The sequence below is a fragment of the Chitinibacter sp. SCUT-21 genome (assembly GCA_041874755.1).
Taxonomy (GTDB): domain Bacteria; phylum Pseudomonadota; class Gammaproteobacteria; order Burkholderiales; family Chitinibacteraceae; genus Chitinibacter.
On sequence record CP102611.1, the window covers coordinates 1,963,121 to 1,988,903 of the forward strand.

At 51.9% G+C, this 25,783-nt stretch carries 28 protein-coding genes; 9 read left to right on the top strand and 19 right to left on the bottom strand.

Annotated elements, in window-relative coordinates; genetic code table 11:
- Positions 1–100: 100 nt before the first annotated feature.
- From pal to NT239_09235, 10 genes are all read right to left on the bottom strand, one after another.
- The gene (gene pal, locus NT239_09190; GenBank protein ID XGA69973.1) at positions 101–643 is read right to left on the bottom strand and encodes a peptidoglycan-associated lipoprotein Pal; all 543 of its coding nucleotides are present in this window, start codon (positions 641–643) and stop codon (positions 101–103) included.
- A gap of 32 nt (positions 644–675) precedes the next feature.
- Entirely contained in the window at positions 676–1,956 is a 1,281-nt protein-coding gene (gene tolB, locus NT239_09195) for a Tol-Pal system beta propeller repeat protein TolB (protein XGA69974.1), read from the bottom strand.
- Between the two features lie 14 nt (positions 1,957–1,970).
- Positions 1,971–2,384 carry a TonB C-terminal domain-containing protein gene (locus tag NT239_09200; GenBank protein ID XGA69975.1) on the bottom strand — a complete coding sequence of 138 codons (414 nt, stop codon included), beginning with the start codon at positions 2,382–2,384 and terminating at the stop codon, positions 1,971–1,973.
- Entirely contained in the window at positions 2,363–3,220 is an 858-nt protein-coding gene (locus tag NT239_09205; GenBank protein ID XGA69976.1) for a cell envelope integrity protein TolA, read from the bottom strand. The genes NT239_09200 and NT239_09205 overlap by 22 nt, the downstream gene beginning before the upstream one ends.
- Positions 3,220–3,636 (bottom strand): protein TolR, encoded by a 417-nt coding sequence (gene tolR / locus NT239_09210; GenBank protein XGA69977.1) that lies wholly within the window; start codon positions 3,634–3,636, stop codon positions 3,220–3,222. Before tolR ends, NT239_09205 begins: the two co-directional genes overlap by 1 nt.
- A gap of 9 nt (positions 3,637–3,645) precedes the next feature.
- Positions 3,646–4,299 carry a protein TolQ gene (tolQ, locus tag NT239_09215; protein ID XGA72792.1) on the bottom strand — a complete coding sequence of 218 codons (654 nt, stop codon included), beginning with the start codon at positions 4,297–4,299 and terminating at the stop codon, positions 3,646–3,648.
- 198 nt (positions 4,300–4,497) lie between these two features.
- On the bottom strand, positions 4,498–5,541 hold the full coding sequence (ruvB, locus tag NT239_09220) for a Holliday junction branch migration DNA helicase RuvB (protein ID XGA69978.1): 1,044 nt from the start codon (positions 5,539–5,541) through the stop codon (positions 4,498–4,500).
- A gap of 74 nt (positions 5,542–5,615) precedes the next feature.
- The gene (gene ruvA, locus NT239_09225) at positions 5,616–6,209 is read right to left on the bottom strand and encodes a Holliday junction branch migration protein RuvA (GenBank protein XGA69979.1); all 594 of its coding nucleotides are present in this window, start codon (positions 6,207–6,209) and stop codon (positions 5,616–5,618) included.
- 178 nt (positions 6,210–6,387) lie between these two features.
- Entirely contained in the window at positions 6,388–6,909 is a 522-nt protein-coding gene (ruvC, locus tag NT239_09230) for a crossover junction endodeoxyribonuclease RuvC (protein XGA69980.1), read from the bottom strand.
- Complete coding sequence (locus NT239_09235) at positions 6,909–7,781, bottom strand: TonB family protein (protein ID XGA69981.1); 873 nt, start codon at positions 7,779–7,781, stop codon at positions 6,909–6,911. Before NT239_09235 ends, ruvC begins: the two co-directional genes overlap by 1 nt.
- Positions 7,782–7,913: 132 nt before the next feature.
- On the opposite strand from NT239_09235, the gene NT239_09240 reads away from it, so the two are divergent.
- From NT239_09240 to aroG, 4 genes are all read left to right on the top strand, one after another.
- Positions 7,914–8,219, top strand: coding sequence for a c-type cytochrome (locus tag NT239_09240; GenBank protein ID XGA69982.1), 306 nt, complete (start codon positions 7,914–7,916; stop codon positions 8,217–8,219).
- 125 nt (positions 8,220–8,344) lie between these two features.
- The gene (gene dksA / locus NT239_09245; protein ID XGA69983.1) at positions 8,345–8,761 is read left to right on the top strand and encodes an RNA polymerase-binding protein DksA; all 417 of its coding nucleotides are present in this window, start codon (positions 8,345–8,347) and stop codon (positions 8,759–8,761) included.
- Positions 8,762–8,772: 11 nt separating this feature from the next.
- Positions 8,773–9,207 (top strand): transcriptional repressor, encoded by a 435-nt coding sequence (locus NT239_09250; protein XGA69984.1) that lies wholly within the window; start codon positions 8,773–8,775, stop codon positions 9,205–9,207.
- Between the two features lie 132 nt (positions 9,208–9,339).
- A complete protein-coding gene (aroG, locus tag NT239_09255) occupies positions 9,340–10,410 on the top strand; it encodes a 3-deoxy-7-phosphoheptulonate synthase AroG (GenBank protein ID XGA69985.1) in 1,071 nt (356 codons plus the stop codon).
- A 58-nt stretch (positions 10,411–10,468) separates the two neighbouring features.
- On the opposite strand, the gene NT239_09260 is transcribed toward aroG, so the two are convergent.
- Positions 10,469–11,110, bottom strand: coding sequence for a chemotaxis protein CheD (locus NT239_09260; protein XGA69986.1), 642 nt, complete (start codon positions 11,108–11,110; stop codon positions 10,469–10,471).
- 383 nt (positions 11,111–11,493) lie between these two features.
- On the opposite strand from NT239_09260, the gene NT239_09265 reads away from it, so the two are divergent.
- The gene (locus NT239_09265; protein XGA69987.1) at positions 11,494–12,000 is read left to right on the top strand and encodes a DUF2459 domain-containing protein; all 507 of its coding nucleotides are present in this window, start codon (positions 11,494–11,496) and stop codon (positions 11,998–12,000) included.
- An 8-nt stretch (positions 12,001–12,008) separates the two neighbouring features.
- Here the strand turns inward: NT239_09265 and zigA are convergent, their stop codons facing one another.
- Together zigA and NT239_09275 are read right to left on the bottom strand one after the other, a co-directional pair.
- Positions 12,009–13,220 (bottom strand): zinc metallochaperone GTPase ZigA, encoded by a 1,212-nt coding sequence (zigA, locus tag NT239_09270; GenBank protein XGA69988.1) that lies wholly within the window; start codon positions 13,218–13,220, stop codon positions 12,009–12,011.
- Between the two features lie 151 nt (positions 13,221–13,371).
- Positions 13,372–13,974: an NAD(P)H-dependent oxidoreductase gene (locus NT239_09275; GenBank protein XGA69989.1), complete on the bottom strand. Its 603-nt coding sequence runs from the start codon at positions 13,972–13,974 to the stop codon at positions 13,372–13,374.
- Between the two features lie 93 nt (positions 13,975–14,067).
- On the opposite strand from NT239_09275, the gene NT239_09280 reads away from it, so the two are divergent.
- Positions 14,068–14,967: a LysR substrate-binding domain-containing protein gene (locus tag NT239_09280; GenBank protein XGA69990.1), complete on the top strand. Its 900-nt coding sequence runs from the start codon at positions 14,068–14,070 to the stop codon at positions 14,965–14,967.
- A 144-nt stretch (positions 14,968–15,111) separates the two neighbouring features.
- Here NT239_09280 and NT239_09285 read toward each other — a convergent pair whose 3' ends face one another.
- Positions 15,112–15,717, bottom strand: coding sequence for a TetR/AcrR family transcriptional regulator (locus NT239_09285; GenBank protein ID XGA69991.1), 606 nt, complete (start codon positions 15,715–15,717; stop codon positions 15,112–15,114).
- Positions 15,718–15,896: 179 nt separating this feature from the next.
- On the opposite strand from NT239_09285, the gene NT239_09290 reads away from it, so the two are divergent.
- The 3 genes from NT239_09290 to NT239_09300 all read left to right on the top strand — a co-directional run bounded on the left by NT239_09290 (position 15,897) and on the right by NT239_09300 (position 20,389).
- The gene (locus NT239_09290) at positions 15,897–17,939 is read left to right on the top strand and encodes an MBL fold metallo-hydrolase (GenBank protein ID XGA69992.1); all 2,043 of its coding nucleotides are present in this window, start codon (positions 15,897–15,899) and stop codon (positions 17,937–17,939) included.
- A gap of 63 nt (positions 17,940–18,002) precedes the next feature.
- Positions 18,003–19,160: an outer membrane protein transport protein gene (locus NT239_09295; GenBank protein XGA69993.1), complete on the top strand. Its 1,158-nt coding sequence runs from the start codon at positions 18,003–18,005 to the stop codon at positions 19,158–19,160.
- Positions 19,161–19,501: 341 nt separating this feature from the next.
- Entirely contained in the window at positions 19,502–20,389 is an 888-nt protein-coding gene (locus tag NT239_09300; protein ID XGA69994.1) for a fructosamine kinase family protein, read from the top strand.
- Here the strand turns inward: NT239_09300 and NT239_09305 are convergent.
- The 5 genes from NT239_09305 to NT239_09325 all read right to left on the bottom strand — a co-directional run bounded on the left by NT239_09305 (position 20,386) and on the right by NT239_09325 (position 25,487).
- On the bottom strand, positions 20,386–21,537 hold the full coding sequence (locus NT239_09305; protein ID XGA69995.1) for an alpha/beta fold hydrolase: 1,152 nt from the start codon (positions 21,535–21,537) through the stop codon (positions 20,386–20,388). The two genes, NT239_09300 and NT239_09305, sit on opposite strands and share 4 nt — an antisense overlap.
- A 149-nt stretch (positions 21,538–21,686) precedes the next feature.
- Entirely contained in the window at positions 21,687–22,103 is a 417-nt protein-coding gene (locus NT239_09310) for a hypothetical protein (protein XGA69996.1), read from the bottom strand.
- A gap of 197 nt (positions 22,104–22,300) precedes the next feature.
- Complete coding sequence (locus NT239_09315; GenBank protein XGA69997.1) at positions 22,301–23,536, bottom strand: diguanylate cyclase; 1,236 nt, start codon at positions 23,534–23,536, stop codon at positions 22,301–22,303.
- The gene (locus NT239_09320) at positions 23,537–24,643 is read right to left on the bottom strand and encodes an ABC transporter substrate-binding protein (GenBank protein XGA69998.1); all 1,107 of its coding nucleotides are present in this window, start codon (positions 24,641–24,643) and stop codon (positions 23,537–23,539) included.
- 241 nt (positions 24,644–24,884) lie between these two features.
- A complete protein-coding gene (locus tag NT239_09325; protein ID XGA69999.1) occupies positions 24,885–25,487 on the bottom strand; it encodes a 2-hydroxychromene-2-carboxylate isomerase in 603 nt (200 codons plus the stop codon).
- Between the last annotated feature and the right edge of the window lie 296 nt (positions 25,488–25,783).

Consider the following 25,783-nt stretch of genomic DNA (forward strand, 5'->3'; position numbering starts at 1 on the left):
ACGGTATCTATGCATAACCCCCGCCGTAGCGGGGGTTATGAGCAATACACCCTTTGTATTCAACAAGAGCGTAGGCAGAATGCCATTCTGATGCAAGCAATTATTGCGTTTGTTCGCCGTTATACACAATGTCAGCGCGGCGGTTACGTTCCCAAGCTTCGTCGGTATCACCGTTTTCTAGCGGGCGCTCTTCACCAAAGCTCACTGCTTCGATTTGGTTTTCGTTCACCCCCAAAGCGAGCAACATTTTGGCAACTGCATCAGCGCGCTTCTGACCCAAGGCGAGGTTATATTCCGCGGTACCGCGATTATCGGTATTACCTTGCAAAATGATTTTGTAATCACGATTTTGCGCTAAAAATTGCGCGTGCGCCTTTACCATCGCATCGTAATCGCTTTTCACAGTGAAGGAATCGTAATCAAAATACACGCGACGCTGCGACAGGGTATTGTTTGGATCAGTCAGGCGTGGATCCAATTTTGAGCCTGTAGTCCCTGTGGTATCGACAGTTTTGATTTCGCTGCCCGCATTTGCCACGCCGCTGGCATTTTGGCCAGCATTAGGATCCGTTACTGGCGCAGGCGTACTCGCGCAGGCAGCCAACAAAGCAGTCATCAGCACACTGAGGGCAATCTTTTTCATCGGTTTACTCCATTAAGGTAAAAAAAACAGCATCAACGCAACATCGGGCCCCATGCAGGCTGGCGAACTTCACCACCCTGCGCTTTCAGGCGCTGCTTGACTCGGCCATCGGCCGACACAATCGCCAAAGTGCCGCGACGCCCCACATCAGTTTCGTACAAAATCATCTGGCTATTGGGCGCAAATGACGGCGAATCATCCATATTGGTATCGGTCAGCGTCATGCTCTGGCGGCTGGCCAGATCCATGATCGCAACACGGTAGCCATTATTGCGTGTGATATACGTCATCGAACGGCCATCGGGCGAAATTTTGCCACTGGCGTTATAGCCCCCCGACGTGGTCAAACGCACCGCATCACCGCCACTGATACTCTGGCGATAAATCTGTGGGCTACCCCCGCGGTCAGACGTAAAGATAAGCGTCCGACCATCGGCAAGGAAAGAAGGTTCCGTGTTAATTTCACCAGTTGTCGTTACACGGCGTGGATTCGTGCCATCGGCATTCACCACATAAATCTGGCTGCCCAAGTCTTTACTCAACACCACCGCCAGTTGCTTGCCATCGGGTGACCAAGCCGGCGATGAATTACTACCTTTAAAATTTGCCGCTTCAATGCGTTTACCCGTGGCCAACTCATGGACGTACACAACGGGTTTTTCTTTTTCAAACGACACATACGCCAGTTTGCCACCATCTGGCGACCAGCGCGGTGACATAATTGGCTTGCGCGAAGCCAAAACAGTCTGCGCACCATAGCCATCCGAATCAGCCACTTGCAACTGATAACGACCCGGCGTTTTCAGCACATACGCAATCCGCGAAGCAAAAGCTCCGGTTTTACCGGTGAGCTTGGCATAAATCATATCGGCGATTTGATGCGCTAAACGACGCGTTTGATTGGCATTACCGCGCTTTTCAAACGCAATTAATTCCTGCTTGGTCGCCAGATCTACCAACCAAAAGCGCACCGTCACTTGATTACCATCGGGAATCACTTGGCCGACCAGTGCCGTTTGCGCGCCTTTAGCTTGCAGGGCAGGGTAGTTAATCTCGGCCGAGCTAAACGGCTGCGGCGCCACATCACCAGCCGGAATTACTTTAAACAACCCACTGTTGCCCAGATCGGTATTCACCACCGGCGTAATCGCCTGCGCTAAACCGATTTCGTTTTTAAATGGCACGATGGCGATGGGGTATTGCTGGCTGCCAAACCCCACAACTTCAACGGTCATATCGGCGTGCGCTGCCGTACTCGCCAATAAAGTACTGGCTACAATCACACTACGTAAAATCGCTTTAAACAGGTTCATTCTTCTTATCCCAGTTATTTAAGACGAAAGACTATTTTTATCTTATTGAGTTGATTAGATGTTCCATATCCAGCAGGGAATGGCGGCCATTTTTCGACAGCCAAGATTGCTTTTTTAACTGCCAAGTTATATTCCTCATCACCTGAGCTACTCAGTAGCTGAATATTATCTGGCTGCACAAAACCATCTTCGGCAATCAATACCTCAAACTCCACACGTGGATTACGACCAGATTGCTCAGCAGCATAAATTAATTTTGCTTGGATTAATCCCGCTATTTTTGCCCGATATACCGTCATAGGATGTGGAGGTCCAACACCATCACTCACCCATGAAGCGCGAACCGAGGTATCGGCTTTGCTACTCAGACTTAGACCGAGTAGCAAAGCAATAACCAAGACACGCATCATTTCGGACGGAATTTCCATTCAACCCCACTGAATTCGCTAAAAGACGCATTATTCGGTGGTTTCTGGAATGGCGCGGAGCGCTGAATCGCATTCTTCACTGCATCATCCCAAGCTTTATTGCCACTCGCTTTCAATAGTTGAATATCGCGAACTTCGCCCGTCGGGAACAGCATTATTTTATAAATAACCTCTGGATTTCCTACCATTTCATTAGGGTATACGATGTTGAGCTTGATTCTGTTGCCGATTCCATCGACATACCCTCGACCAAGACCGCTACTACCTGACCCCATGCCCGAAGTGGCATTTGGGTTATTGCCCGTTCCACCGGGTTTACCACCCGCAGCGGGTCTGCTGTCGCTCTTACTACCCGACACAACATTATCAAGAGCAAGTAAATCTTTAGAAGTTGGCTCTTCATTTTTTGGGGGCTTAGCAGGTTTCGCAGTTGGTTTAACTGGGGCCTGCTGTGCGGCTTTCACTGCCGTAGCCTTTGCCGTTGCTTTCGGCGTAGCCGTTGGCGCAGCGGTCACTTTTGGCGTTGCCGTTGGTTTTACCGTCGGCTTAGGCGTTGTTTTCACCTTTTCAGTGGCGATATCCACTTTTTCTGGCACGACTTCCGGTTTGGGCGGCTCAAGCTTCACTGGCTTTTGTTTAACGGGCTCGGGCTGCGCTTGCTCCGGCGCCGCCGGCGGCGGACCGCCCCACAGCTCGACAACAACGGGAGCGGGCTTTTGCGTTTTCCACTGCACCGACAAGAGCAACGCCGCAGCCAAAATCACATGCATCACCACGGCCAGTACAAACGACAGGCCGCGTCTTTCTGCGTGTGCGGGGTTTTGCTTTTGATTCATTATTTTGGCTGCACCATCAAACCAACGCGGGCGATATTAGCGCGCTGCAATTGATCCATTGTTTGCACAACGACCTCGTACTTCACATTTTTATCCGCCGAAATAATCACTGGCCGATCGCTTTGCGCGCCCATTTTGGCTTTAATCGCTTCTACCAAAGCGGTCACATTCGCCTGCGCCTCGGCCTTGCTGCCAGGCGCATCCACTAAGCCCAAAGCGCCTTCGGCCGAGATTTCCACGGTCAACGGTTTGGCATTCACTTCGGTATTGGCTTTGCCCACGCTAGGCAGATTAATCACCGACGGCTGCATCATGGGTGCGGCAACCATAAAGATCACCAACAGCACCAACATCACGTCGATATAGGGAACGACATTGATCTCGCTTTTGGCGCGACGTGCGCGACGATTTCGCATAGCGCCGCCTTAACGCACTTGGCGTTGCAAAACGTTAGAAAACTCTTCGATAAAGGTATCAAAGCGGTTTGCCAAACGATCAACGTCATACGCAAAACGGTTATACGCTACAACAGCAGGAATCGCGGCAAACAGGCCGATCGCGGTGGCGACCAAGGCTTCAGCAATGTGCGGCGCTACTGTGGCCAAAGTGGCTTGGCCAACATTACCCAAGCCTTTGAACGCGTACATAATGCCCCATACCGTGCCAAACAGACCGATATACGGGCTCACCGAGCCGACCGAGGCCAAAAAGGCGTTGTGTTTATCTAGGAAATCCAATTCGCGCTGGCAAGACGCGCGCATCGCACGACGCGTGCCTTCCATCACGTCGGATAATTCCATGCCGCCTTTTTGGCGCAATTTTAAAAATTCGCCAAAACCCGCTTCAAAGATTTTTTCCATGCCGATACTGCGGCTACGCTTTACGTGTTCATAAAGCCCATTTAAATCCGAGCCGCTCCAGAAGCGGTCTTCAAATTCCTCGGTGTGCTTTTTGGCATTCGCCAATGTGAAATGCTTGCTGAAAATATGCCACCACGACATAAACGACAGTGCCATCAAAATCACCATCACCATCTGCACGACGAAACTGGCTTGCATCACCAAGCTAATTATCGACATATCTTGTACGCCAGCGCTGACATCCACGGGAAATACTCCAAAAAATAATCGCTTCGATTAAGAAAAAGCTCAGCTAAAAAAGTTCAGCTTGGGTGAAAAGCTGCGCAAGACGCGTTGCTTGCAAAATATATACAGCTATTGTGCATAAAAAATGCCCCTTTCGGGGCATTTAGCGTTGATTTTGTATGAAATTACCAATCATTCATCGGTTTTTGGCGCATTCAAACCAAAATGCGCGTACGCCCCCAAAGTCGCCATTCGACCGCGTGGCGTGCGCTGCATTAAACCTTGCTGAATCAAGTAGGGCTCGACGACTTCTTCAATCGTATCGGTCGACTCGCCTATCGCTGCGCCGACGTTATCCAAGCCGACCGGGCCGCCACCAAATTTTTCCAAAATCGCCAGCAATAGCTTTCTATCCATCACGTCCAAACCGGCGTGATCGACGTCGAGCATTTGCAGTGCGGCATCGGCCACTTCACGCGTCACGATGCCGTTGTGCTTCACTTCGGCGTAATCGCGCACACGGCGAAGCAAGCGATTGGCAATCCGTGGTGTACCGCGCGAACGGCGCGCGATTTCAAATGCGCCATCGTCGGCCATTTCCACATTCAGCAAACCCGCAGAACGGCTGACGATGCGCATGAGTTCTTCCGGGGTATAAAACTCCAAGCGCGCCACGATACCGAAACGGTCGCGCAGCGGATTGGTCAACATACCTGCCCGAGTCGTCGCGCCGACCAAGGTAAACGGCGGCAAGTCGAGTTTGACCGAACGCGCCGCAGGGCCTTCGCCGATCATAATATCGAGCTGAAAGTCTTCCAACGCGGGGTAGATAATTTCTTCGACTACCGGCGAAAGACGGTGAATTTCGTCAATAAACAGCACATCGTGCGGCTCTAGATTGGTCAGCAGCGCAGCCAAGTCACCGGCACGCTCGAGAACAGGTCCAGAGGTTTGACGTAAATTCACGCCCAATTCGCGCGCTATAATATGCGCCAAAGTCGTTTTACCTAGCCCCGGCGGGCCAAACAGCAGCACATGATCGAGCGCTTCGCCGCGCTTTTTCGCCGCTTCGATAAAAATCTCGAGCTGGCCGCGCGCCTTCATTTGCCCAACGTATTCGTCGAGCAATTTCGGCCGCAATGCGCGTTCGAGCTGCTCTTCATTATTCGAGAGCTTTTGCGCCGTGATCAGCCGATCAGGCGGCGGGGCGGAAAATAGCGAATCGGTTTCGATCATTGTGTTTATCCATATACTGCGGCAGGTATTGATACGTAGCCAATAATTGAACTAAGCATAATACAAATACCCCATTAGCCTTTGGCTAAAGATTTCAGCGCCATGCGAATCCCGTCGCTCACCGACGCATCCGCAGGCAGACCTTTCATCGCCATATTGGCTTCGCGCTCGTTATAACCTAGGGCGAGTAGGGCGTTTAGAATATCACTACGATCATCCGGTGTCGTCGCCAACGGCAATTCGCCTGGCATGGCCACCAAGCTGCTGGTCGCCAGTTTGCCGCGCAGTTCGAGCACCAAGCGCTCGGCGGTTTTTTTGCCGATGCCGGGTACCGCCGATAGGCGTTTGATGTCTTCTGATGCCACCGCCAGCGCCAATTCGTCCGCTGTCATGCCTGATAAAATCGCCAGCGCGATTTTGGCACCAATGCCCGACACTTTGATCAGCGTGCGAAAGCTATTGCGCTCTTCGCGCGTAGCAAAACCAAACAATAGCTGCGCGTCTTCACGCACGACAAAATGGGTAAAGAGCGTTGTCGTTTCGCCCAAATGTGGCAGCACATAAAAAGTGCTCATCGGCACGTCGACTTCATAACCGACGCCAGCGACGTCGAGCAGAATTTGCGGCGGTTGTTTTTCGAGTAATTTGCCAGTGAGACGACCGATCATGATAAAACTCGCGGCGAAGGCCAAAGTGAACGAACGTACAGTATAACGGCTTTACGGGGCGAAAATCAAAAGCGGTGACGCGCAGCGCGGCAATTGGCGCAAGAAGCAAACAGGCGGCAGATACTTGCCTATGTATCTGCATACATACGAATCAAAAATTAATTCACAGGGCAATACCCTAGGCCATCCGCCCACGTTTCATCGACATGCGATACGCCGCGAGTTGTTTGGCTGCGCCGCCCTGATGCTGAGCGTGCGTCAGTGCAACGCCGAGCGCGTCGGCCGCGTCGGCCTGCGGCACGCCAGACAGACGCAAATGCCGCTGCACCATCAGCCCAACCTGATCTTTATCCGCATGGCCATTACCGACCACGGCTTGTTTCACTTGCAGCGCGGTGTAGTCGGTGACTGGCAAGCCCGCGAGTACCAAGGCCGCCACCGCCGCACCGCGCGCTTGGCCGAGCATCAAGGTGGCAGCTGGGTTGACGTTGACAAAAACTTGTTCGATGGCGGACTCATCGGGCTTATAAGTTGCGACAATCTGCGCAATACCGTCGAGAATAACCTTAATCCGCCCCGCCAGCGGACCGCCTTGGGTTTTAATGCAACCCGAAGCCACATAAACGCGATTTTGCCCGACGACATCGATCACGCCAAAACCGGTCGTGCGCGAGCCGGGGTCGATGCCGAGGATGCGCATTATTCTGCCGTTAAAGTTTGGCGCTCAAACGTCCAAGTGCGCGTAATCACCAGCACGGTGGCGGGTTTGCCCGTGGCATCCATCATATCGGGTGGCAATTTCGAGAAGGGCGCGGACATTTTCAAAATCCGCAGCGCGGCCGCATCAAGCTGCGGGTTGCCCGATGATTTATCGATTTGTGAGCTCAGCATGCTGCCATCGGCGCCGATTTCCACCGTGACGCGCAACTGGCCATAGATTTTCTTACCCGTGGCATCGACGGGATAAGTCATCGTGCCGACGCGCTCGATTTTTTGGCGCCAGCCGTCCATATACATCGCTACGCTGGTTTGTTTGGCGCGCGCGCCAACAAAGGCTTTACGCGGTTTGCTTTGGTATTCGTGATTTTGCTTGGCAATTTGCGCGGCCAAGCCAGCGATTTCCTGCTGTTTGCGGATCTGGTCTTTTAAATCTTCCGCGTCCAGCGGCTGGCCGTCTGGATTTTGCTGTACGTTTTTCACATCGCTAGGCGCTTTTGAATTGGATTTAAGCTGAGTCATCATTTGATTGCTCTGCTCTTCCAATTTTTTGAGTTTGGATTCGACTTGCTCCAGCTCTAGCTCAGTTTGCTTGGACTTAGCGGGCAGCGCCGATTTCACGCGATGATCGGGCGCATCGGTATTGCCGCCGCCATCGAGATCCGCTTGCGCTTCAACTTCGGCATTTTTGGGCCGAGTGGTGGTTTTTTGGTTCACTAAAACGATGTCGAGCGGTTGCTGCGACATAAATTGCCGCGGATTGGGCAGCACAAATTTAATGCCAAATATGGGAAAGGCGTGCGCAATCAGCGACAAGACCATCGCCGCAGCCATAAAACGTTGCCCCCGATCCATCTTTCGCATCCTAACTATCAAATTGCACAATCGCGCGAGTGTAGCACAGCCGCGATAGAGACTTATCTCGGACACGCGAAAGGGGTGAGGTGGAGTAGAATAGAACACACTCTAAGCTTGGAATTGATGATTATGCGCAACACTTTGCTGGTTTTGGCTTTACTCTGTTCTACGTCAGTATTTGCAGCCGACGATGGCGCTAAAGTGGCGGCCAAATACAATTGCTTAGGCTGTCATGCCGTCGATAAAAAGATTGTAGGCCCGTCTTACCAGGAAGTTGCAAAGCGCTATAAAGGCCAGAAAGACGCGGAAGCGATGCTAATGGCCGAAGTGCGTAAGGGCTTGCCTGGCGGCAAGTGGGGCAAAATCCCAATGCCTGCGCAACAAATCGAAGATAAAGATTTACGCATCATTATTCGCTGGGTTTTAGCGCAATAAGACGCTAGATTTAATACGATTGTCACGCAACCGTATTGCATTGCACGGCGTAGTTGATTAAGCTGCGTGCCCTATTAGGTTGCTTATTTTGTAAGCGATCAACATTGTCAAAAGCGAGAACAACCATGGCAAAACTCACGGAACAAGACATCCGGGACTGGAATGGCCCCGAAGATGACTATATGAACGCGGATCACCTCGAGTTCTTCCGCGAGCGTCTAATTCAAATGAAGGCCGAGTTGGTCGCTAACGCGAGCCAAACGACCAGCCATTTGCAAGAGCAAGAAGCAACGCCAGATCCTGCTGACCGCGCCACACTGGAAGAAGAGTACGCGCTCGAATTGCGCACGCGCGATCGCGAACGCAAGCTATTACTGAAGATCGACTCTACTTTGCGCAAAATCGCCGAAGAAAACTACGGTTACTGTGAAGACACTGGCGAGCCAATTGGCCTGCAACGTCTGCTTGCGCGCCCAACGGCTTCTTTGTCGCTGGAAGCGCAAGAACGTCGCGAACGCCAGAAAAAACAGTACGCAGACTAATCTGCGCTGGCATGGATCACACGCACCAAGCTGATCAAGCCATCCGCGCCGCTGCGCGGGACTTAATCGCCAAAACCCGCGCTCGCGTTACGCCGGCGCGGGTTGATATTTTGGCGACCCTATTGGGCGCACAACGCCCGCTGTCGCACCTTGATATCCAAGAATTACTCGAACCCAGTCTTGATCGAGTTACCGTTTATCGGGTCCTCGATTGGCTCACCGCTGAAAATTTGGCGCACAAATTATCTGGCGACGATCGTGTATGGCGCTTTTCAGCTGCCAAAGCACCGCATCACCACGCGCATTTTCATTGCCAACAGTGTGGCCGCTTTTATTGCCTTGAAGACGTTAAAACCGACTTGCCCGTTGCCTTACCAAAGCAATTTGTCGCCGAAAGCGTCGAAATCACGGTAAAAGGCGTTTGTGCCGCGTGTAAATCGCTTTAATTTCACCTAAAAATCGTTCGCATTGCGCTTTTTGCCCGTGCTCGCTTGCCGCCAAGCGCTTTAGACGCTACTCTCTTCTCTTTGATGAATATACAGGCAATCTCTGATTGCACTTAGCCTGCAGGGAAGATCATGCACTACCAAACCGACGACGTACGCATCCGCGAAATTAAGGAATTATTGCCACCTGTGGCGGTGATTGAGAAATATCCAGTGAATGAAACGGCGTCGACTTCAGTGTTTGAGACGCGCCAAGCGATTCACCAAATGCTGGTTGGCAATGATGACCGCATGCTCGTGATCATCGGCCCCTGTTCGATTCATGATCCAAAATCAGCGCTTGAATACGGTGAACGCCTGCTGCCGCTGCGCGAAAAATACAAAGATCAGCTCGAAATCGTGATGCGCGTGTACTTTGAAAAACCACGTACCACCGTGGGTTGGAAAGGTCTCATCAACGATCCATTCCTCAACGGCAGCTTTAATATCAACGAAGGCCTACGCATCGCACGTAAATTGCTGGTTGATTTGAACAACACCGGCATGCCAACGGCTGGCGAGTTCCTCGATATGATCACGCCACAATACGTAGCGGATTTGATGAGCTGGGGCGCGATTGGCGCGCGCACGACTGAATCACAAGTTCACCGCGAGTTGGCATCGGGCTTGTCTTGCCCAGTCGGCTTTAAAAACGGCACCGACGGCAATCTGAAAATCGCGTTTGATGCGATTAAATCGGCGGGTCAGCCACACCACTTTTTATCAGTGACCAAATACGGTCACTCTGCGATTGTTGCCACTGGCGGCAACCCAGATTGCCACGTGATTTTGCGCGGCGGCAAAGAGCCAAACTACGACGAAACCCACGTTCGTGCGGCAACGGCTGATTTGGCTGCAGCAGGTTTGGCGAAGAAAATCATGATCGACTTTAGCCACGCCAACAGCCGCAAAGATTACCGTCGCCAGATGGAAGTGTGCGCCGATACGTGTGCGCAAGTCTCAGCCGGTAACGATGCGATCTTCGGCGTCATGGTAGAAAGCCACTTGGTAGAAGGCCGTCAGGACGACGGTGCGGGCAAAGAATTGTGCTATGGCCAATCGATTACCGACGCGTGCATCGGCTGGGAAGCGACTGAAAAACTGTTGGCTGATTTAGCCAACGCCGTTGCAACTCGCCGTGCTTTGGCCAAAGTAGAGCAGTAATTATTCACCTGGGTATTGCCTGCTAAATCAATGCCATATTGATCTAGCAAGCAATACCCTAATCAAAGAAATCAATCCGCGGTTTCTGCTGTTGCCGCACCAGTTTTTCCGCAAAGCGCTGCTCTTCTTGCGCCAACTGCCGCGCCTTGGGCAATTTGGCCTCTATCCGTCGACAATACACATCCCCCTTAACTGGCTCAAAAATCACTTTACGCGCCCAATTGCCACCCCAATCTACGGCGGTGAGTGGGATATGCTCAGCCTGCAGCCACGACTGAGTAAACTCGATATTTTTTTGCCCCATTCCAACCATATTATCCAGCCCAAGCATATCGCCACCACCAAAAGCTTTGGCCACTATCCGGCGCTTGGCTGCGCCGGCTTTCATCATCTCGTTCACCAGCACCTCCATAGAGGCTAACCCAGAAAAATAGCCCTCTTGGTCATCACGACTGTGGCGTAGCGGTACTAGAAAATGATTCATGCCAATTAATTTGAGTTGCGGATCAAATAAGCAAACCGCGATGCAGGAGCCCAGCACGGTTTTAATCGGATGATGATGATGCACGGCCACTTCACCCGCCATAATATTATGGGCCTGCATTTCAAGATGGTGGGGGTGTAGGCTAGAGCACTCGGTTTCAATCACCTGATGAGTGATTTTCTCTTCGATGTGTAGCCAAGCTGGTGTCGCGGTCATAGGGCATACAGCACAATTTGAATACTTTTAAACTTAGCCTGCTTAGCGCTTTTTCGCGCTGTTTTTTTCAGCAAAAATCTTACATCAACCTCAAACAGACAATATCGTTCATAATCATTTAAAACTCTTTAATTGAGCTTAAAAACAGTGATTTCACGCTATTTTTTATCACTAAAAACTTCTTTTTTATAACAAAATAGCAAAGCTAATAGACAGCTTAATGATAGACATTTAATCTTTTTCCCTTTTTGGTCAGCACTTTCGTGCCTTTATTTCGACTCATTGGCTGCATTATTGCCCTTTGCGCAAGCGCCCAGCTCTCCGCCAGCGAAACGCAGCACAGCATTTATGTCATCAATAACGGCTGACACACGGGCTTAATTGTGCCGGCAGCGCCACTGCAGCAGCAATTTCCAGCACTAAAATCGCGCTTTCCAAATACACCGAATTTTGAAATTGGTTGGGGCGATAAAGGCTTTTATCAGGCGAGCGACATAACGGCGGGGATTGTATTGAAAGCCGTCTTTGGTTTATCCGGCTCGATCATGCACATTTTTGCCGTACCAAATACACCTAGAGCGTATTTCCCTGAAAACCAGATGAAACAACTCTGCTTGAGCAATACCCAGCTAGAGCAATTGAATTCGGCAATTATCGATAGCATGGCGCTGAGCGCGAGCCATGATGTCCAAGCCCTAGGCAAAGGACTATACGGCGATAGCGAATTTTTCGCCGCGCAAGGCGCTTATCATGTGCTAAATACGTGCAACACTTGGACGGCGCAGCGCCTAAAACGCGCCGGATTCGCCATCCAGCCACGTTTTAAGCTATCGGCAAGTAGCGTAATGGACGCGATTGCCGATTTACCCGAGCACTGCACCAGCGAATAGGGCAGCCATTAAGCGGGAACCGCCTCTTCCTGATCAGCCGCCACACCCCACACCGGGAATGGGTCAGGCAGGTTGCCCCAATTTTTTGCCGCCAATTCTGCATCGGTCAGCAAACAAGCATTCAGTCGTGATTTGAGCTGATCTTCGTCCATTTCTATACCAATAAACACGATTTGCTGCTTACGGTCGCCAAAATCATCGTTCCAGCCATCGGCAATTGCGTCGAGCGATTCGTCGTCTTTCGGCCAATGCTCCTGTGGCACGCTGGCCCACCAATATCCGCCCGCGCCATGGCGGCAAGCGCCACCAGCTTGCGACCAGCTACCGGCAAAGCTTGGGCGGCTGGCCAGCCAAAAAAAGCCTTTCGAGCGCAATACGCCTTCCCATTCGCTATGGATTAAATCCCAAAACCGTTGTGGATGCAGCGGCTTGCGCGCATTCCAGACAAAGCTAGAAATCCCATATTCTTCGGTTTCCGGCACATGCTCGCCGCGCATTTCCGCCAACCAGCCCGGCGCATTGGCCGCTTCGTCCAAATCAAAGCGCCCAGTGCCCAAGATTGCATTCAGTGGCACTTGGCCATTTTCGGCAACCAGCTGTACCGCACGCGGGTTCAGCGCGGCCAAAATGCTTTGCAATTGCGCCAATTGATCTGCGCTCACCAAATCAGGCTTGCTGATTACTAGCACGTCGCAAAATTCAATTTGCTCGACCAATAGATCAACCACCGTTCGGTCGTCATCCTCGCCCGCAGTCTCGCCGCGCTCGGCCAGCAGATCGCCGCCCGCGTAATCGCGCAAGAAGTTAAACGCGTCGACCACCGTCACCATGGTATCGAGCTGCGCCAAATCGGAAAGCGATTGCCCGCTTTCGTCGCGGAAGGTAAAGGTTTCGGCCACCGGCAATGGCTCGGCAATGCCGGTGGATTCGATCAGCAAATAATCAAAGCGATTTTCTTTGGCCAAACGCGCCACTTCTTCGAGCAAATCTTCGCGCAAAGTACAGCAAATACACCCATTGCTCATCTCGACCAAACGCTCTTCACCCCGCGCAAAACCACCCTGATGGATCAGCTCGCCATCGATATTCACATCGGATAAGTCGTTGACGATCACCGCTACGCGCAAGCCATCGCGGTTTTTCAGCACATGGTTCATCAACGTCGTTTTGCCTACGCCCAAAAAACCCGATAACACAGTCACTGGCAGTTTTTTGCTCATTTGCTGCTCCAGCCAAAAAAGCGAAGCATAACTTTATGCAACAGGGTTGCGCAACTATGTTGCATTTAAACGCAAAAAAAGCGCCTAATTTTTAACTACAATTAGGCACTTTTAATCACATTAAAATACTATTTATTAATTTTTAACCTCATTAAGCGGCAAGATCGCTCATTTTTTCTCTCGCAGCTGCCAGCGCCGGATCGCGCACTGCCGGCCCCATCGCCAAGCCTTCTGCCGCAATCACGCGAATATCGCTAATCCCCAAAAAGCCGAGCAAGACACGTAGATAATCAATATGGCCAATACCCGTAGCGGTACCCGCATGCTGACCACCGGCGGTGGCAACGATCACTGCGCGCTTACCACCGGCCAAACCTTCTGGGCCATTGGCGCCATATTTAAATGTAACGCCAGCGACCGAAATCATATCGATCCATGCTTTGAGCTGGCTAGGAATCGAAAAGTTATACATCGGCGCGCCTATCACCAGCACGTCTGCCGCCAAAAACTCGGCCAGCACCGCGTCGGCAATACCCACCTGAAATGCTTGCTGTGCGTTGCGTTGCTCGGCAGGCGTGTTTTTTGCCGCTAGCAGCGAGCCATTGAGCGCAATCATGTCTTCGCTCGCCACGTCGCGGTACACCACATTCACTGCTGGCTCGGCCAAACGAATGCTTTCGACCACTTCTTTGCCCAATTGGCGCGAAACAGAGTGTTCACCCAAGATGCTGGAATCGATATGCAGTAAGTTCATGATGCTGTCCTTGTTCAATGTTTGGATGAACACATCGTATATTTGGCGCAAAATAGCGACTAGACTGCAAAAATAGGAAGGATTGTTCTATCCATGAATACAATCAACGCAGACCTGAACGATTATTTGTATTTCGCCCGCGTGATCGAACACGGCGGCTTTTCCGCGGCGGCACGGCAATTGGGCATCCCCAAATCACGGCTATCGCGCCGCATTGCCGGGCTTGAGGCGCGACTGGGCGTGCGACTACTGCAACGCAGCACACGCAAAATCACGCTGACCGACGTCGGGCAAAAATTTCTCGGCCACTGTCAAGCGCTGCTGCGCGAAGCCGAAGCCGCCGAATGCGTGGTCGCCAGCCAACGCGCCGAACCATCGGGGCGAGTGCGGCTGAGCCTACCACCGGCGATGATCGACGGGCTGTGCGACGTACTGCATCGCTTTATCGTCGCGCACCCCAAAGTCACGCTAGAAACCATCACCACCACGCGACGCGTTGATTTACTCGAAGAGGGCATCGACGTCGCGCTGCGCGTACGCGCCACCGACGATGAAGACCCGCAATGGGCCACGCGGCGGCTGCGGCCAACGCAGGCATTGCTCGTCGCCAGCCCCGCACTGATCGCGCAATACGGAGGCATCAGCACGCCCGGCGCGCTCGCGATGGCGCCAGCCATGGGCGTCGTCGCCGCCGATCAGCGCATTCACTGGCGGCTAGTCAACGCGCAAGGCGAAGTGCGTGAATTCGTATTACCCCCGCGTTTAATTAGCGAACACTTCGGTCTACGCCGCCAAGCCGCAATCGATGGGGTAGGGGTGACAATGCTGCCCGCTGACTATGCCGCCGCCGATCTAGCCAGCGGCGCGCTGGTCGAAGTGCTACCCGACTGGCGCTTCCCAGTGAGCCACGTGCAGGCGGTGTACGTTAGCCAACGGGGTTTATCGCCGGCGGTAAGGGCCTTGTTGGATGCATTAGTGGATGCGCTAGGATAGGGTATATCTCTGCATCGATTATTAAATATAGCTAATAGGTACATACCATTAGCAGTATGTCGGTACGGCTTCAGCTTGCCGTACAGCCTGCGTAACGCGAGCAGGCCAATTGCTTGCTCGCCATGTTTCACAGCAAGACCGCACTCAGGCCTGATTGGCCTCGATCAGTTGGGCACAAACTCTTTGTACTAAAGCCATCATTTGCGTTAAATCGATGCTGCGTTGCTGCTTGGTACCGTACAGCACTAAACAGCCTTCAGCACTCACGGCCACCAAGCTGGTAACCTCGCGCAGCGTTTGTTCACTCACCGTAGGATAGTACGCTTGCAACAGCGCAATCGCTTGCTCATGGATCTGATCATAAAAGCGATCTACGCTGTCGCGTACCGAAGCATCGTGCAGCGCTACCGACCATAGCTCACGAAATAAACGCACGGTGCGCTCTCGGCTGGCATCTTCCAGCACCCAGCGTATCAGGGCTTCGAGAGCATTTTCTTGTCGCTCCGCCGCTTGTGCCAAGGTCGATGCAAATTGCCTCGCGTATTGCGTTAGCAATTGCTCGATGAGTGCTAGCAACAAGCCTTGTTTATTCGGGTAGTGATAAGTCAGATTCCCCACCGCGATTCCGGCTCGCTCGGCGATTTTGCGAGTCGTAAACCCCGCCATGCCATCTTCAACAAACACATCAAGCGCCCGCGCCAAGATCAATTGCTGGGTGGATAAATGATCTGAGCTGTCTGGATAGAGCATGGCCAATTCCTAAGGCGGGGTGAATCAAACGTGCAATTTTACACTTAGCTTACTTTTACCATTTTCTTTGTTATGCCATCTAGCTAAGATGCAACACATAGGTCAAGTGTACTAGATTCTAAATCGCAAAAGACAAATGCGCTAGCGCCTATTTTTTAATTGCCCACGGAGTATTGATCATGAAACTGAAACCTCGAAATCTCATTATCTCGATGGCTGTACTTGGCTTATTTGCCAGCCCTGTGTTTGCGGCAGGCGGCGGCGGGGTGAGTGACACCGATCCGAATGCCAAGCTCGGTTTGCATTTCGATGCCAAGGGCAAAGCTCCTTCAAGCTACACCAAAGCATTGCAAAATCAGGCGCGCAAAACCCTGCCTTTTGAAGATCAGCGCGACTTTGCTGAATCGAGCAAAGGCTTGATCGCCAAGCCCGAATACAGCGTGATTCGCAACGAGAAAGGCGACATCATCTGGAATATCGGTAGCTATGATTACCTGCTCGACGGGAAAGACTTCGATAGCATCCACCCATCCTTGCAACGCCAAGCCATTTTGAATATGGGCTATGGCCTGTATGAAGTTGTGCCCAATAAAGTCTACCAAGTGCGTGGTTTCGATTTGGCGAATATGACCCTGATTAAGGGCGATACCGGCTGGATTTTATTTGACGTGCTCACGTCCAAAGAAACCGCCAAAGCCGCGCTGGATTTTGCCAATGAAAAACTTGGCCATCGTCCGGTGAAAGCCGTGGTGTTCTCGCACTCGCACGGCGACCACTTTGGTGGTGTGCGCGGTGTGGTCGATGAAAAAGACGTCGCGAGCGGCAAAGTAAAAATCATCGCGCCCGAAGGCTTTATGGAGCACGCAGTTTCGGAAAACGTTTACGCCGGTAACGCGATGGCGCGCCGTATGTTGCTGGCCTATGGCACATTGCTGCCGCACAACCCATTTGGCCACGTCGATCAGGCGATTGGTAAAAACGTCTCTTCTGGTGAATTGGGTTTGATTCCACCTACCGTTACAATCAGCAAGCCTATTGAAAATATGACGATTGACGGCGTTGAGATGGTATTCCAAAACACGCCGGGTACCGAAGCACCGTCGGAAATGAACACCTACTTCCCGCAATTCCGTGGTTTCTGGGCGGCAGAAAATGTCACCGGCACCGTGCACAATATTTATACGCTGCGCGGCGCCTTGGTGCGTGATGCGCTGGCTTGGTCAAAAAATATCAATGACGCGTTGTATATGTTTGGCGATAAAACCGACGTAATGTTTGCCTCGCACAGCTGGCCGCGTTGGGGGCAAAATCGCGTGCAGGAAGTCCTGCGTACTCAGCGTGATATTTACGCCAATTTAAATAACGACGTGCTGCACTTGGCAAACCAAGGCGTCACGATTAACGAAATCCACAACGTTTACAAACCACCCGTATCCTTGCAGCAAAACTGGGCTGCGCATTCATACCACGGCTCGGAAGAGCACAATAGCCGCGCGGTGATTAATCGCTATATCGGTTACTGGGATGGTAACCCAGCGACACTAGTGCCCTTGTCGCCACGTGATTCAGCGCCGCTTTACGTTGAAATGATGGGTGGCAGCGACAAAATCATCGCCAAAGCCAAAGCATTGCACGATGCCGGCCAGTATCGCGAAGCGGTAGAGATCTTAAATAAACTGACGCTGGCCGAGCCGAAAAACACCGCGGCCAAAGATTTGCTGGCCAATGTGTACGAGCAGTTGGGCTACCAGAAAGAAAGTGTTGCTTTGCGCAATAGCTTCTTGGCTGGCGCTTACGAGCTGCGCAATGGCGTGCCACAAGGCCGCTCAGCCAAAGGCGATGGGCCAGACATGATTTCGGCAATGTCGACCGAACTCTTTCTTGACTATATGGGCATCACAATGGACAGCAAAAAAGCCGCTGGGATGAAGTTCAAAATCAATCTGAACACGCCAGACAATGGCGAGAAATACGTGATTGAAATGAGCAACTCAACGCTGACCAACATCAAGAACTATCAAGCCAGCGACGCAAACCTGACCATTACCGTGAACCGCGCCGAGATCGACACGATCTTGCTGGGGCAGGCCACCTTTAAAGACTTGGTGAAAAACGGCAAAGCCAAACTCAACGGCAATGCCAAGGTGCTCGATCAGTTGATGAGCACGCAAGTGAAGTTTGATCCACGCTTTGAAATCTTGCCTGGCACGAAAAAAGACTAAGCCAGGCCGCCGCCACCGTAGCAAGCGCCATGGTGGCGGCAATCTAGTGAGCAAGGAAAAATCATGAAAATCAGACTACTGATCGCGCTGGCGCTCAATCTACCCGCCGCAGCGTGGGCCTCTGGCCTGTATTTGTATGAGATGGGCACCGAAGACGTCGGCTTGGCCAGCGCAGGTAGCGCCGCGCGGGCGCAAGACGCTTCCGTCATGGCATATAACCCCGCCGGTTTAACGCAACTGCAAGGCGATGTGCTCACGCTGGGCGTGCAAGCGCTCTACGGTGATACGGCTTACCAGCCCAATCGCGCGCCAGCCACAGACAGCGTGATCGGCTGGTTTCCGGGCATGAGTGCTTTTTACAGCCACAGCGTCGACGAAGATTTAAAACTGGGCTTGGGCGTGTACGGTAATTTTGGCCTATCGATGGATTTTGGCGATTGGGCCGGTAAAAGCCTGATGCAAAAAAGCACCCTCGTCGGCATGACGGTACAACCCACTGTGGCGTATCGCCTGAACGATCAATGGTCAATTGGCGCCAGCATTAACGCCAACTATGGCATCTTTGCCTTGGAGCGCAACGCACTGGGGCAAGACTATAAGCTGGACGATAGCGATTGGAGCCACAACGCCAAAATCGGCCTGCTGTACCAGCACGACGCGCAAACGCGCGTGGGGCTGAGCTACACCAGCAAAACCCAATACGAATTTACCGGCCACGCCACAGGGCTGGCCACTAGCGGATTGCCACTCTCGGGCACCGTCAATGCGCCGCAGCAATTGCTATTGAGCGCCTATCACCAAATCAACCCGCAATGGGCGGTAATGGGTAATTTAGGCTGGCAAGACTGGTCGGCCTACAATAAAAACGAGCTATGGCTAGGCCAGCAAAGCAAACCTGCGGGCACGATGATGCGCGATACCTGGCACGCCGCCGTTGGCGTGCAATATCAAGTTAATTCCGCGCTGCGGCTCAACACCGGCTTGGCGTTTGATAGCAGCATTTATCAAGACCAATCCAACACCTCGCTCGCCATCCCCGCTGGCGACACGCTACGTTGGGGCATGGGCGCGCAGTATCAAATCGATCAGCGCAGCAGCATCGGCGCCGCCTTAGAAATAGCGCGCATCGACGGCTCCAGCGTGGCCAATCCAATTGTGGGTGGTCGATACGATGATTCAACGCTGACGTTCTTGACGGTGAATTATTCGCGGAGCTTCTAAGGTTTTTGCATACTGGCAGTGGTATTGCCATATGGCGCTTTTTTAATCTGGTCCAGCGATGAATACCCATGGTGGTGTGATGGGGTGTTTCACGTGGAACAGAACGGTAGGGCGTATTCGACGCGAAACGGCAATACGCCAAGTGGCTGTATGACTGACAGTCATGGTCTCTTTGCATGCGGCGTAATGCCTTCGGCGATTACGCCCTACGCCTTACCGCGATAAACAATAGCTAGTTTCATTTCAACACAATCAACCCAAATTTTTTAGCTTGGCGCAAAACAAGCTAAATACCCGCGCCCTACAATCACTGCATCTCTATCTAGCTGGACATGGCCGCCATGCATAAGTTGATCTGCGATCTCGAATCCGCCATCTCCGCCGCCACTGGCGTGCCGTTTCACGTGAAACAACAGCGCAGCGTTGGAGGTGGGTGTATTAATCAGGCCTTTGTCATCGGCGATGCCATCGACCCGACGCGGCAGTATTTTGTGAAGACCAATCGCGCGGCTTTGCATAGCATGTTTGTGGCCGAGGCGGCGGGGCTGGCGGCTTTGGGGCAGGGGATGCGGGTGCCGCTGCCGATTGCACACGGCGTGAGCGATGGGCAGGCTTGGTTGGTGTTGGAGTATTTACCGCTGTCGGGCTCACCCGACCCTGCGGCGATGGGCGCGGCCTTGGCGCGCGTGCATCGGATTGCTCCGGCGGGAGCGCCGCGCTTTGGCTGGGAGATGGATAACACCATCGGCAGCACGCCGCAAAGTAATCGCTGGCACGATAGCTGGGTGGATTTCTGGCGCGAGGAACGATTGCTGCCGCAGTTTAAGTTGGCGCGAAACAATGGCTGTGATTTTGGCGCTGCGGGCGCGAAGTTGCTCGACAATATCCCCGATTTTTTCCGCGCTTACACCCCACAGCCGAGCTTGCTGCACGGCGATTTGTGGGGCGGCAATGCCGCGGGGCTGGCGGATGGCACGCCGGTGATCTTTGACCCCGCCTGCTATTTTGGCGATAGAGAGTGCGACTTGGCGATGACCGAGCTATTCGGCGGCTTTGGCCCGCGCTTTCTCGCCGCCTATCACGCCACGTGGCCGATTGATGCGGGCTATGCGCAGCGCAAAACGCTGTACAACTTGTACCACATCATCAACCACATTAATTTATTCGGCAGCGGCTACGAGGACCAAGCACGGCAGATGATTGCTCGTTTATTAAGCGAATTGTCTTAGGCGCGGTTGAATAAAGCGCTCAAGCGCAGGCCTTGGCTGAGCAATTGATACACTAGCCCTGTACTCGCAATGTGGTGCAATACTTGGCTTTGCCATAAATGCCGTTTGCTAGGTGGAAGATGATGGATGCGAGCTTGCTCGCGCTTTGCCTGCAAAGTTAAATCTTGCAAATGCAAAATAACCCGCTCGCCGCAATGCGCGTGGATGGCGGCACGGTTGATATTGCTATGGTCAACGGTGAAAACGGGCAAGGTTTTTCGGCCTAATTCGCTCGCTAGCTCCAGCCAAACATAGTGCCCCGCGTCGCGCAGCAAATGCAGCTCACTATTGGGCAATTGTGCGTGCAATAGCTGTGCGCCGATGCTGGCAGGGGTAATCAAATCAGCGGTGCCACAAAAAATCTGCACCGGCTTTTCAATGGCTCGCACGCTACTCGGCTGTAAAAATGGCACCATGGCCGGCGCGAATAACACTGCGCTACGGATTCGAACATCCGAAAAATCGCGCTCTGCCAATTCAAATTGCTGCGCCCAGTTTGGGTCGTGCCGCCATGCTTTTCGGCGCGCAATTAGGTCGGGAAATTCTGGCACCGAAAACTGTTTGGCCAGCGGGCTGCGGCAAAATTGATCGAACAAAGCCAAATCAAACTTTGCACCCAATAGCGCTAACGCGCTGTATGCGCCGATCGAAAAGCCGATTGCATCAATGCGCGCGGCGTCGATGGCAAATTCTTGCAGCGCAAAATCAAGCACTCGGCTTAAATCGAGCGGCCGTTGCCACCAAAACAAGCAACCCTCTAAGGTGTAGGCTTCGGTAGCGCAATTGCCATGATGATTCACTGCGATTGCGATATATCCTTGCCGTGCCAACATCGAACCCAGCCAGCCCAACTGCAAGGCCGAGCCACCAAAACCATGTGATAGCAATACGCAGGGCCAGCGCCCCTCGACGATGGCGCCGTCTTTCACGACTTTGCTGCCGACAAAACTCGCGCTTGCGGCATCCGCGCCGCCAAAGCCATAGATCTCTTCGTTGGTATCGTGGGTGGGGTACCAGATTTCACACGCTAAAGGCCGAGCCGCATCACCCGCCCAATTGCGGCGTGATGGGTCTTGCCAAAGCCGCTGACTCCAAGCTGCTTGATACATGCATGACTCCTTCAGAGCCTCGCAGCATACTGAATCAGTGCGGTAAATTTCAATTCAAATTGTGTTGATAGGGGAAAATGGCTGCGATTTTTGGCCGCCAAATGCACAATTTAGCCACGAGCAAAATCCATGGCCTTGTTCCCTGTGCTTTATTCTTTTGCAAAGTACAGTACTTGGCTGCGCGGCTGTTTTGCTTTGAGTTTAAGCGTGCTGGTCAGCGTTTCGCCTTCATACGTTGCAGCGACTTTGTATTGACCTGCGGCCAGATTCACAAACAAAAACGGCCCTGGCACTTGGACTTCGAGCAGAGCGCTTTTCTCGCCCACTTTGGTAACAACGACTTTGACATCTGCCAAATAAGCGCCGCTGGTTTTGGCAGCAAAGGTCAGCCGCAGATTGTAGTTTTTGCTTTGCTCAGCAAATTCGCTTTGCGACATTTCACCGATGCCACCCGCCATATACTGCACGCCCGTAGCATTGGTTTGCGCCATCTCGGCAGCGTGTAGCGGGCTCATCGCCGCCAAACTAACAAAGAACGTGAACGCGATGGTTTTAAGGTTAAACATATTTACTCCTTAAATTGATAGCGATAGTAGATCTTTCAATGTAGTTCGCTGTGCCATACCGATGGCATTTAGCATTAATAATTGGCCAGATAATAAGACATACGGCCGGATTACAAATCCGAACACAATAGATACATGCCAATGTATTCATCCAAAAACATTGATATAATTGGCATACGAGCAAATACCCAGCAAGCTTAGTCACTACAGACTTGATTTCGGCCATTGTGTTTAGCGCGGTAAAGCAATTGATCGGCGCGCTCGCACAATTGCGTTGCATTTTCTGCGTCCAATTGCTGCGCAACGCCAAAGCTGGCGGTGATGCTATAGGCTTGCTGGCGAAAATCAAATGAAAGCGCGGCGATACTCAGGCGCAAACGTTCGGCAACTTGTAACGCTTCAGGCAACGGCGTTTTGGGTAAAACCACTAAAAATTCTTCACCGCCAAAACGCGCAACCCAATCGCTATCAGTACGCAAGCCTTCACGCAAAATTTGGCCGCAACGATTGAGCACTTCATCACCCGCTTTATGACCAAATGTGTCGTTGATACGTTTAAAAAAATCGATATCACAAAAAATCAACGAGATCGGTTGCTGCGCTTGGCTGGCAAAAATCAACTCCAGCTGATTATTTAAATAATGGCGGTTATAGCAGCCAGTGAGTGGGTCGGTGATATACAGTTGCTGGATTGAGGCCAAGGCAGCCTCTAGCTGCGTGGTACGCTCGGCGACCATCTGATCTAGATGATTAATATGCCGGCTAAGCTCGGTTTGCAGCGTATCAAAACCCGCAACCACCAAATCGATTTCATTAGGCGTGATGTTTTCCCGATTGCTCAAACGGAGCGGCGTTAATAAGCGTTCGGCGTCGAGTGTTTGGGCAAACTGGGCGATTTCTTTCAGTGGTTTTTGTAAATGTTGGCGCAAAACCCAACGCACCAATTGGCAAATCAAAAAGGTAAGCAACACATAGCCGAGCAAGCTGGTGGCTAAATTAAATGCCAGATGTTGATAAAACGCTTTAGCATTTGGGTACACCTTCAAAGACCCAATCACATGCTCGGTGGTACCCGGTTCATAGAGTGTGAACGTTTTCGCCGGCAATCGCCCCACATCCGAAAGTTGGCCCGCAACAAATTGATAGCCAGAGAGCAAATCCAGCTGCACGTAGCCAATATTATCGTTGTTCTCGACCATCCCGTTGATGGTGGCTGCCACATTCGCGGGCTCAATATCCCACACCGAGGTGGCCAACTGGGGTACATACACAGCGCCAATCGTGGTCATCGTATCAAACAGATGATCTTCACTTTGCAAAAAAACCGTGTACGCATTGATCGCGGCAACCAATAGCGCACCCAACATCGCCAACCAGACGATTTTCCGGATCAATAAACGCGTAATGGATTGGAACTTAGGAAATCGCATCATTTAACGCAACCAAGACGCCAGAGTGAAAACGTATTTTTGATTTTTCGGGTTTTCATATTTGCTATACGCCTTGAAATTAATCTGGCTAAAGTCGTGAAAACCATACTTCTTCTGATATTTTGCAGCCATCTGCGGCGAAATAAGGCCAAACATCGGCGCCTCTAACTCTATGGACTCACGTGCAAAATCCAGCCCATGTGAATAATCGTAAATCATCACCAATGCAAATGCGCCGTTCATATGATGCCCGCCAGCCAGGGCGCTTAAACGTCCATTTTGTATTGCCGCCATCGCAGCCGGAGATGTATTAATCGCGCTAAATACGGCCGTTTTTCCCACTTGGCCGCCAGCTTGCTCCCAACTTTGCATGGCACCAAACGCCATCATGTCGCTGCCACTCCACACCAGCCTGGCCTCTGGGTAGCGCGCAAATAACCAGCGGCTTTGCTCCGCGGCTTTTTCTTGCTGCCACTTGGCGTACACCATTTGCTTGAGCACTGCGTCTGGGCTTTCCGCTATCGCGCGCTGCAAGCCTTGATTTCGTAGCACCGAGCTAGGCGTGGAGCGATCACCCGCGATGGCAATCACCTGCAAACGCCGATCCGGGCCATACAGCTGCGCTTGCCGCGCTGCAGTTAGCAGCTGTTTCGCAGACAGATACCCAGCTTGCTCGGCATCGGGCACCAAAGAGCCAATCCAATTGGGATATTTTTGTCGAGGCCCTTGAGTTTGCTCCCGCTCTTGCGGCGTTGCCATTGTGCTAAATGCTAAAAATGTTTTACTGCGCGTTTTAGCCAGTATTTTCAAAATCTCGGGGCCCGTACCATGGTCATTACTAAAAATAATATAGTCAGGCTGGTTTTGCGCTGGGCGGGCGGCAATTAAGCGCGCAATTTCGATCGCACGCAGCGGATCGCGCTGGGCATAGCTGATTTCGAGTGAAAAGCCCAATTGCTTGGCTGCATCTTGCATGGCCGAGCTGGCAGTCGACCAGTAAAGCTCGTTGTGCTTTCCTGGATTAATAAACGCCACGGTCGCAGCAGCTGCCGACGCGATACTAAGCAGGATGAAATAGAGCCCTAACAACAGTTGCAAACGACAGCGCATTACCGATATTTTCCAAATGAATCAGTCAATTAGATCGAAGTATTAGCTCATACTAGCACTCGCGCCATCCAACGGTGAAGAATCAAGGGCACATCTTAAAAAACCTAACGTTATGACATTTGATTTAACAATTTAACCTGACCTAAGGGCGAAGAAATTCCAAGCAAACGCCGACGCCTGCCATAAAAAAAGGCCAAATCAGAAATTTGGCCTTTTCGCTTTAGCTGGATATTCGGATCAATTAGAAGGGGCCCGAAGACAACCAACGCTCTAACTGTGGCAAGCGATCATTACCCCAGAAACGCTCACCATCCACAATAAAGAACGGTGAACCAAAGACTCCACGCGCCTCAGCCATATCAATTTCCGCTTTCACCCGAGCACGGCTAGCAGGGTTGCCACTGATTTCGTTGAACTCTTCGGTTGAAATATCGACTTCACTCGCAATTTGCTGCAATTCTTCAAGCACTGCGATATTACGGTTTTCAACGAAGTAGGCTTTTAATACCAGGCTAGCAAAGGCTTTACCTTGAGATGGGCTGCGGTCTTGAATCGAGAGAAATAAGCGCGATGCCATCTCAGTATTCACTCCCAGCAAAGTGGGCGTGTTAAAAGGAATGCCATAATACGCCGCCAGCCGCTCTGCATCGCGGCGAATGTAATCAGTTCGCATCAAGTTTTGCGGAATTTTAATGCGCTCAATCGATTGGAAGTGCGCATCAAGCACGATGGCATGCCAGTTAGCCACGCGCTCGTACTTGCTAGCCATATCGTCGATCAAGCAAGACGCGATATAGCCATACGGTGAAGAGAAATCAAAATAAAAATCAATTGGCGTACTCATAGCAGGATCCAATTCTTACATTGCGTCTAGCAAATACTTGCCAAACTTTGTTTTCGATTTGCCAATTCTAATTTGAATTTGACGTTCAAGGTTATTTTTACACATATAAATGTGCAACTGTGCACGTCTTCGGCGGCTTTGTAATTCTGGGAGAAGTCGCGGCAATTCACATTCACGCAGCAAGGGTATGACAACAACACCCCAACCCTTGCTGTGGATAAGTTTGTGGGCAAGTTATTAACAAGCTGTGTGTCTGCTGTGGGCCTGATCTGTATAAGCGGTGGGCAAGGCGGTAT

Bases quoted from the DNA above. Each gene is read 5' to 3' on its own strand.
- pal (XGA69973.1), bottom strand. From the start codon at position 643: ATGAAAAAGATTGCCCTCAGTGTGCTGATGACTGCTTTGTTGGCTGCC.
- tolB (XGA69974.1), bottom strand. From the start codon at position 1,956: ATGAACCTGTTTAAAGCGATTTTACGTAGTGTGATTGTAGCCAGTACT.
- NT239_09200 (XGA69975.1), bottom strand. From the start codon at position 2,384: ATGGAAATTCCGTCCGAAATGATGCGTGTCTTGGTTATTGCTTTGCTA.
- NT239_09205 (XGA69976.1), bottom strand. From the start codon at position 3,220: ATGAATCAAAAGCAAAACCCCGCACACGCAGAAAGACGCGGCCTGTCG.
- tolR (XGA69977.1), bottom strand. From the start codon at position 3,636: ATGCGAAATCGTCGCGCACGTCGCGCCAAAAGCGAGATCAATGTCGTT.
- tolQ (XGA72792.1), bottom strand. From the start codon at position 4,299: ATGTCGATAATTAGCTTGGTGATGCAAGCCAGTTTCGTCGTGCAGATG.
- ruvB (XGA69978.1), bottom strand. From the start codon at position 5,541: ATGATCGAAACCGATTCGCTATTTTCCGCCCCGCCGCCTGATCGGCTG.
- ruvA (XGA69979.1), bottom strand. From the start codon at position 6,209: ATGATCGGTCGTCTCACTGGCAAATTACTCGAAAAACAACCGCCGCAA.
- ruvC (XGA69980.1), bottom strand. From the start codon at position 6,909: ATGCGCATCCTCGGCATCGACCCCGGCTCGCGCACGACCGGTTTTGGC.
- NT239_09235 (XGA69981.1), bottom strand. From the start codon at position 7,781: ATGGATCGGGGGCAACGTTTTATGGCTGCGGCGATGGTCTTGTCGCTG.
- NT239_09240 (XGA69982.1), top strand. From the start codon at position 7,914: ATGCGCAACACTTTGCTGGTTTTGGCTTTACTCTGTTCTACGTCAGTA.
- dksA (XGA69983.1), top strand. From the start codon at position 8,345: ATGGCAAAACTCACGGAACAAGACATCCGGGACTGGAATGGCCCCGAA.
- NT239_09250 (XGA69984.1), top strand. From the start codon at position 8,773: ATGGATCACACGCACCAAGCTGATCAAGCCATCCGCGCCGCTGCGCGG.
- aroG (XGA69985.1), top strand. From the start codon at position 9,340: ATGCACTACCAAACCGACGACGTACGCATCCGCGAAATTAAGGAATTA.
- NT239_09260 (XGA69986.1), bottom strand. From the start codon at position 11,110: ATGACCGCGACACCAGCTTGGCTACACATCGAAGAGAAAATCACTCAT.
- zigA (XGA69988.1), bottom strand. From the start codon at position 13,220: ATGAGCAAAAAACTGCCAGTGACTGTGTTATCGGGTTTTTTGGGCGTA.
- NT239_09275 (XGA69989.1), bottom strand. From the start codon at position 13,974: ATGAACTTACTGCATATCGATTCCAGCATCTTGGGTGAACACTCTGTT.
- NT239_09280 (XGA69990.1), top strand. From the start codon at position 14,068: ATGAATACAATCAACGCAGACCTGAACGATTATTTGTATTTCGCCCGC.
- NT239_09285 (XGA69991.1), bottom strand. From the start codon at position 15,717: ATGCTCTATCCAGACAGCTCAGATCATTTATCCACCCAGCAATTGATC.
- NT239_09290 (XGA69992.1), top strand. From the start codon at position 15,897: ATGAAACTGAAACCTCGAAATCTCATTATCTCGATGGCTGTACTTGGC.
- NT239_09295 (XGA69993.1), top strand. From the start codon at position 18,003: ATGAAAATCAGACTACTGATCGCGCTGGCGCTCAATCTACCCGCCGCA.
- NT239_09300 (XGA69994.1), top strand. From the start codon at position 19,502: ATGCATAAGTTGATCTGCGATCTCGAATCCGCCATCTCCGCCGCCACT.
- NT239_09305 (XGA69995.1), bottom strand. From the start codon at position 21,537: ATGTATCAAGCAGCTTGGAGTCAGCGGCTTTGGCAAGACCCATCACGC.
- NT239_09310 (XGA69996.1), bottom strand. From the start codon at position 22,103: ATGTTTAACCTTAAAACCATCGCGTTCACGTTCTTTGTTAGTTTGGCG.
- NT239_09315 (XGA69997.1), bottom strand. From the start codon at position 23,536: ATGATGCGATTTCCTAAGTTCCAATCCATTACGCGTTTATTGATCCGG.
- NT239_09320 (XGA69998.1), bottom strand. From the start codon at position 24,643: ATGCGCTGTCGTTTGCAACTGTTGTTAGGGCTCTATTTCATCCTGCTT.
- NT239_09325 (XGA69999.1), bottom strand. From the start codon at position 25,487: ATGAGTACGCCAATTGATTTTTATTTTGATTTCTCTTCACCGTATGGC.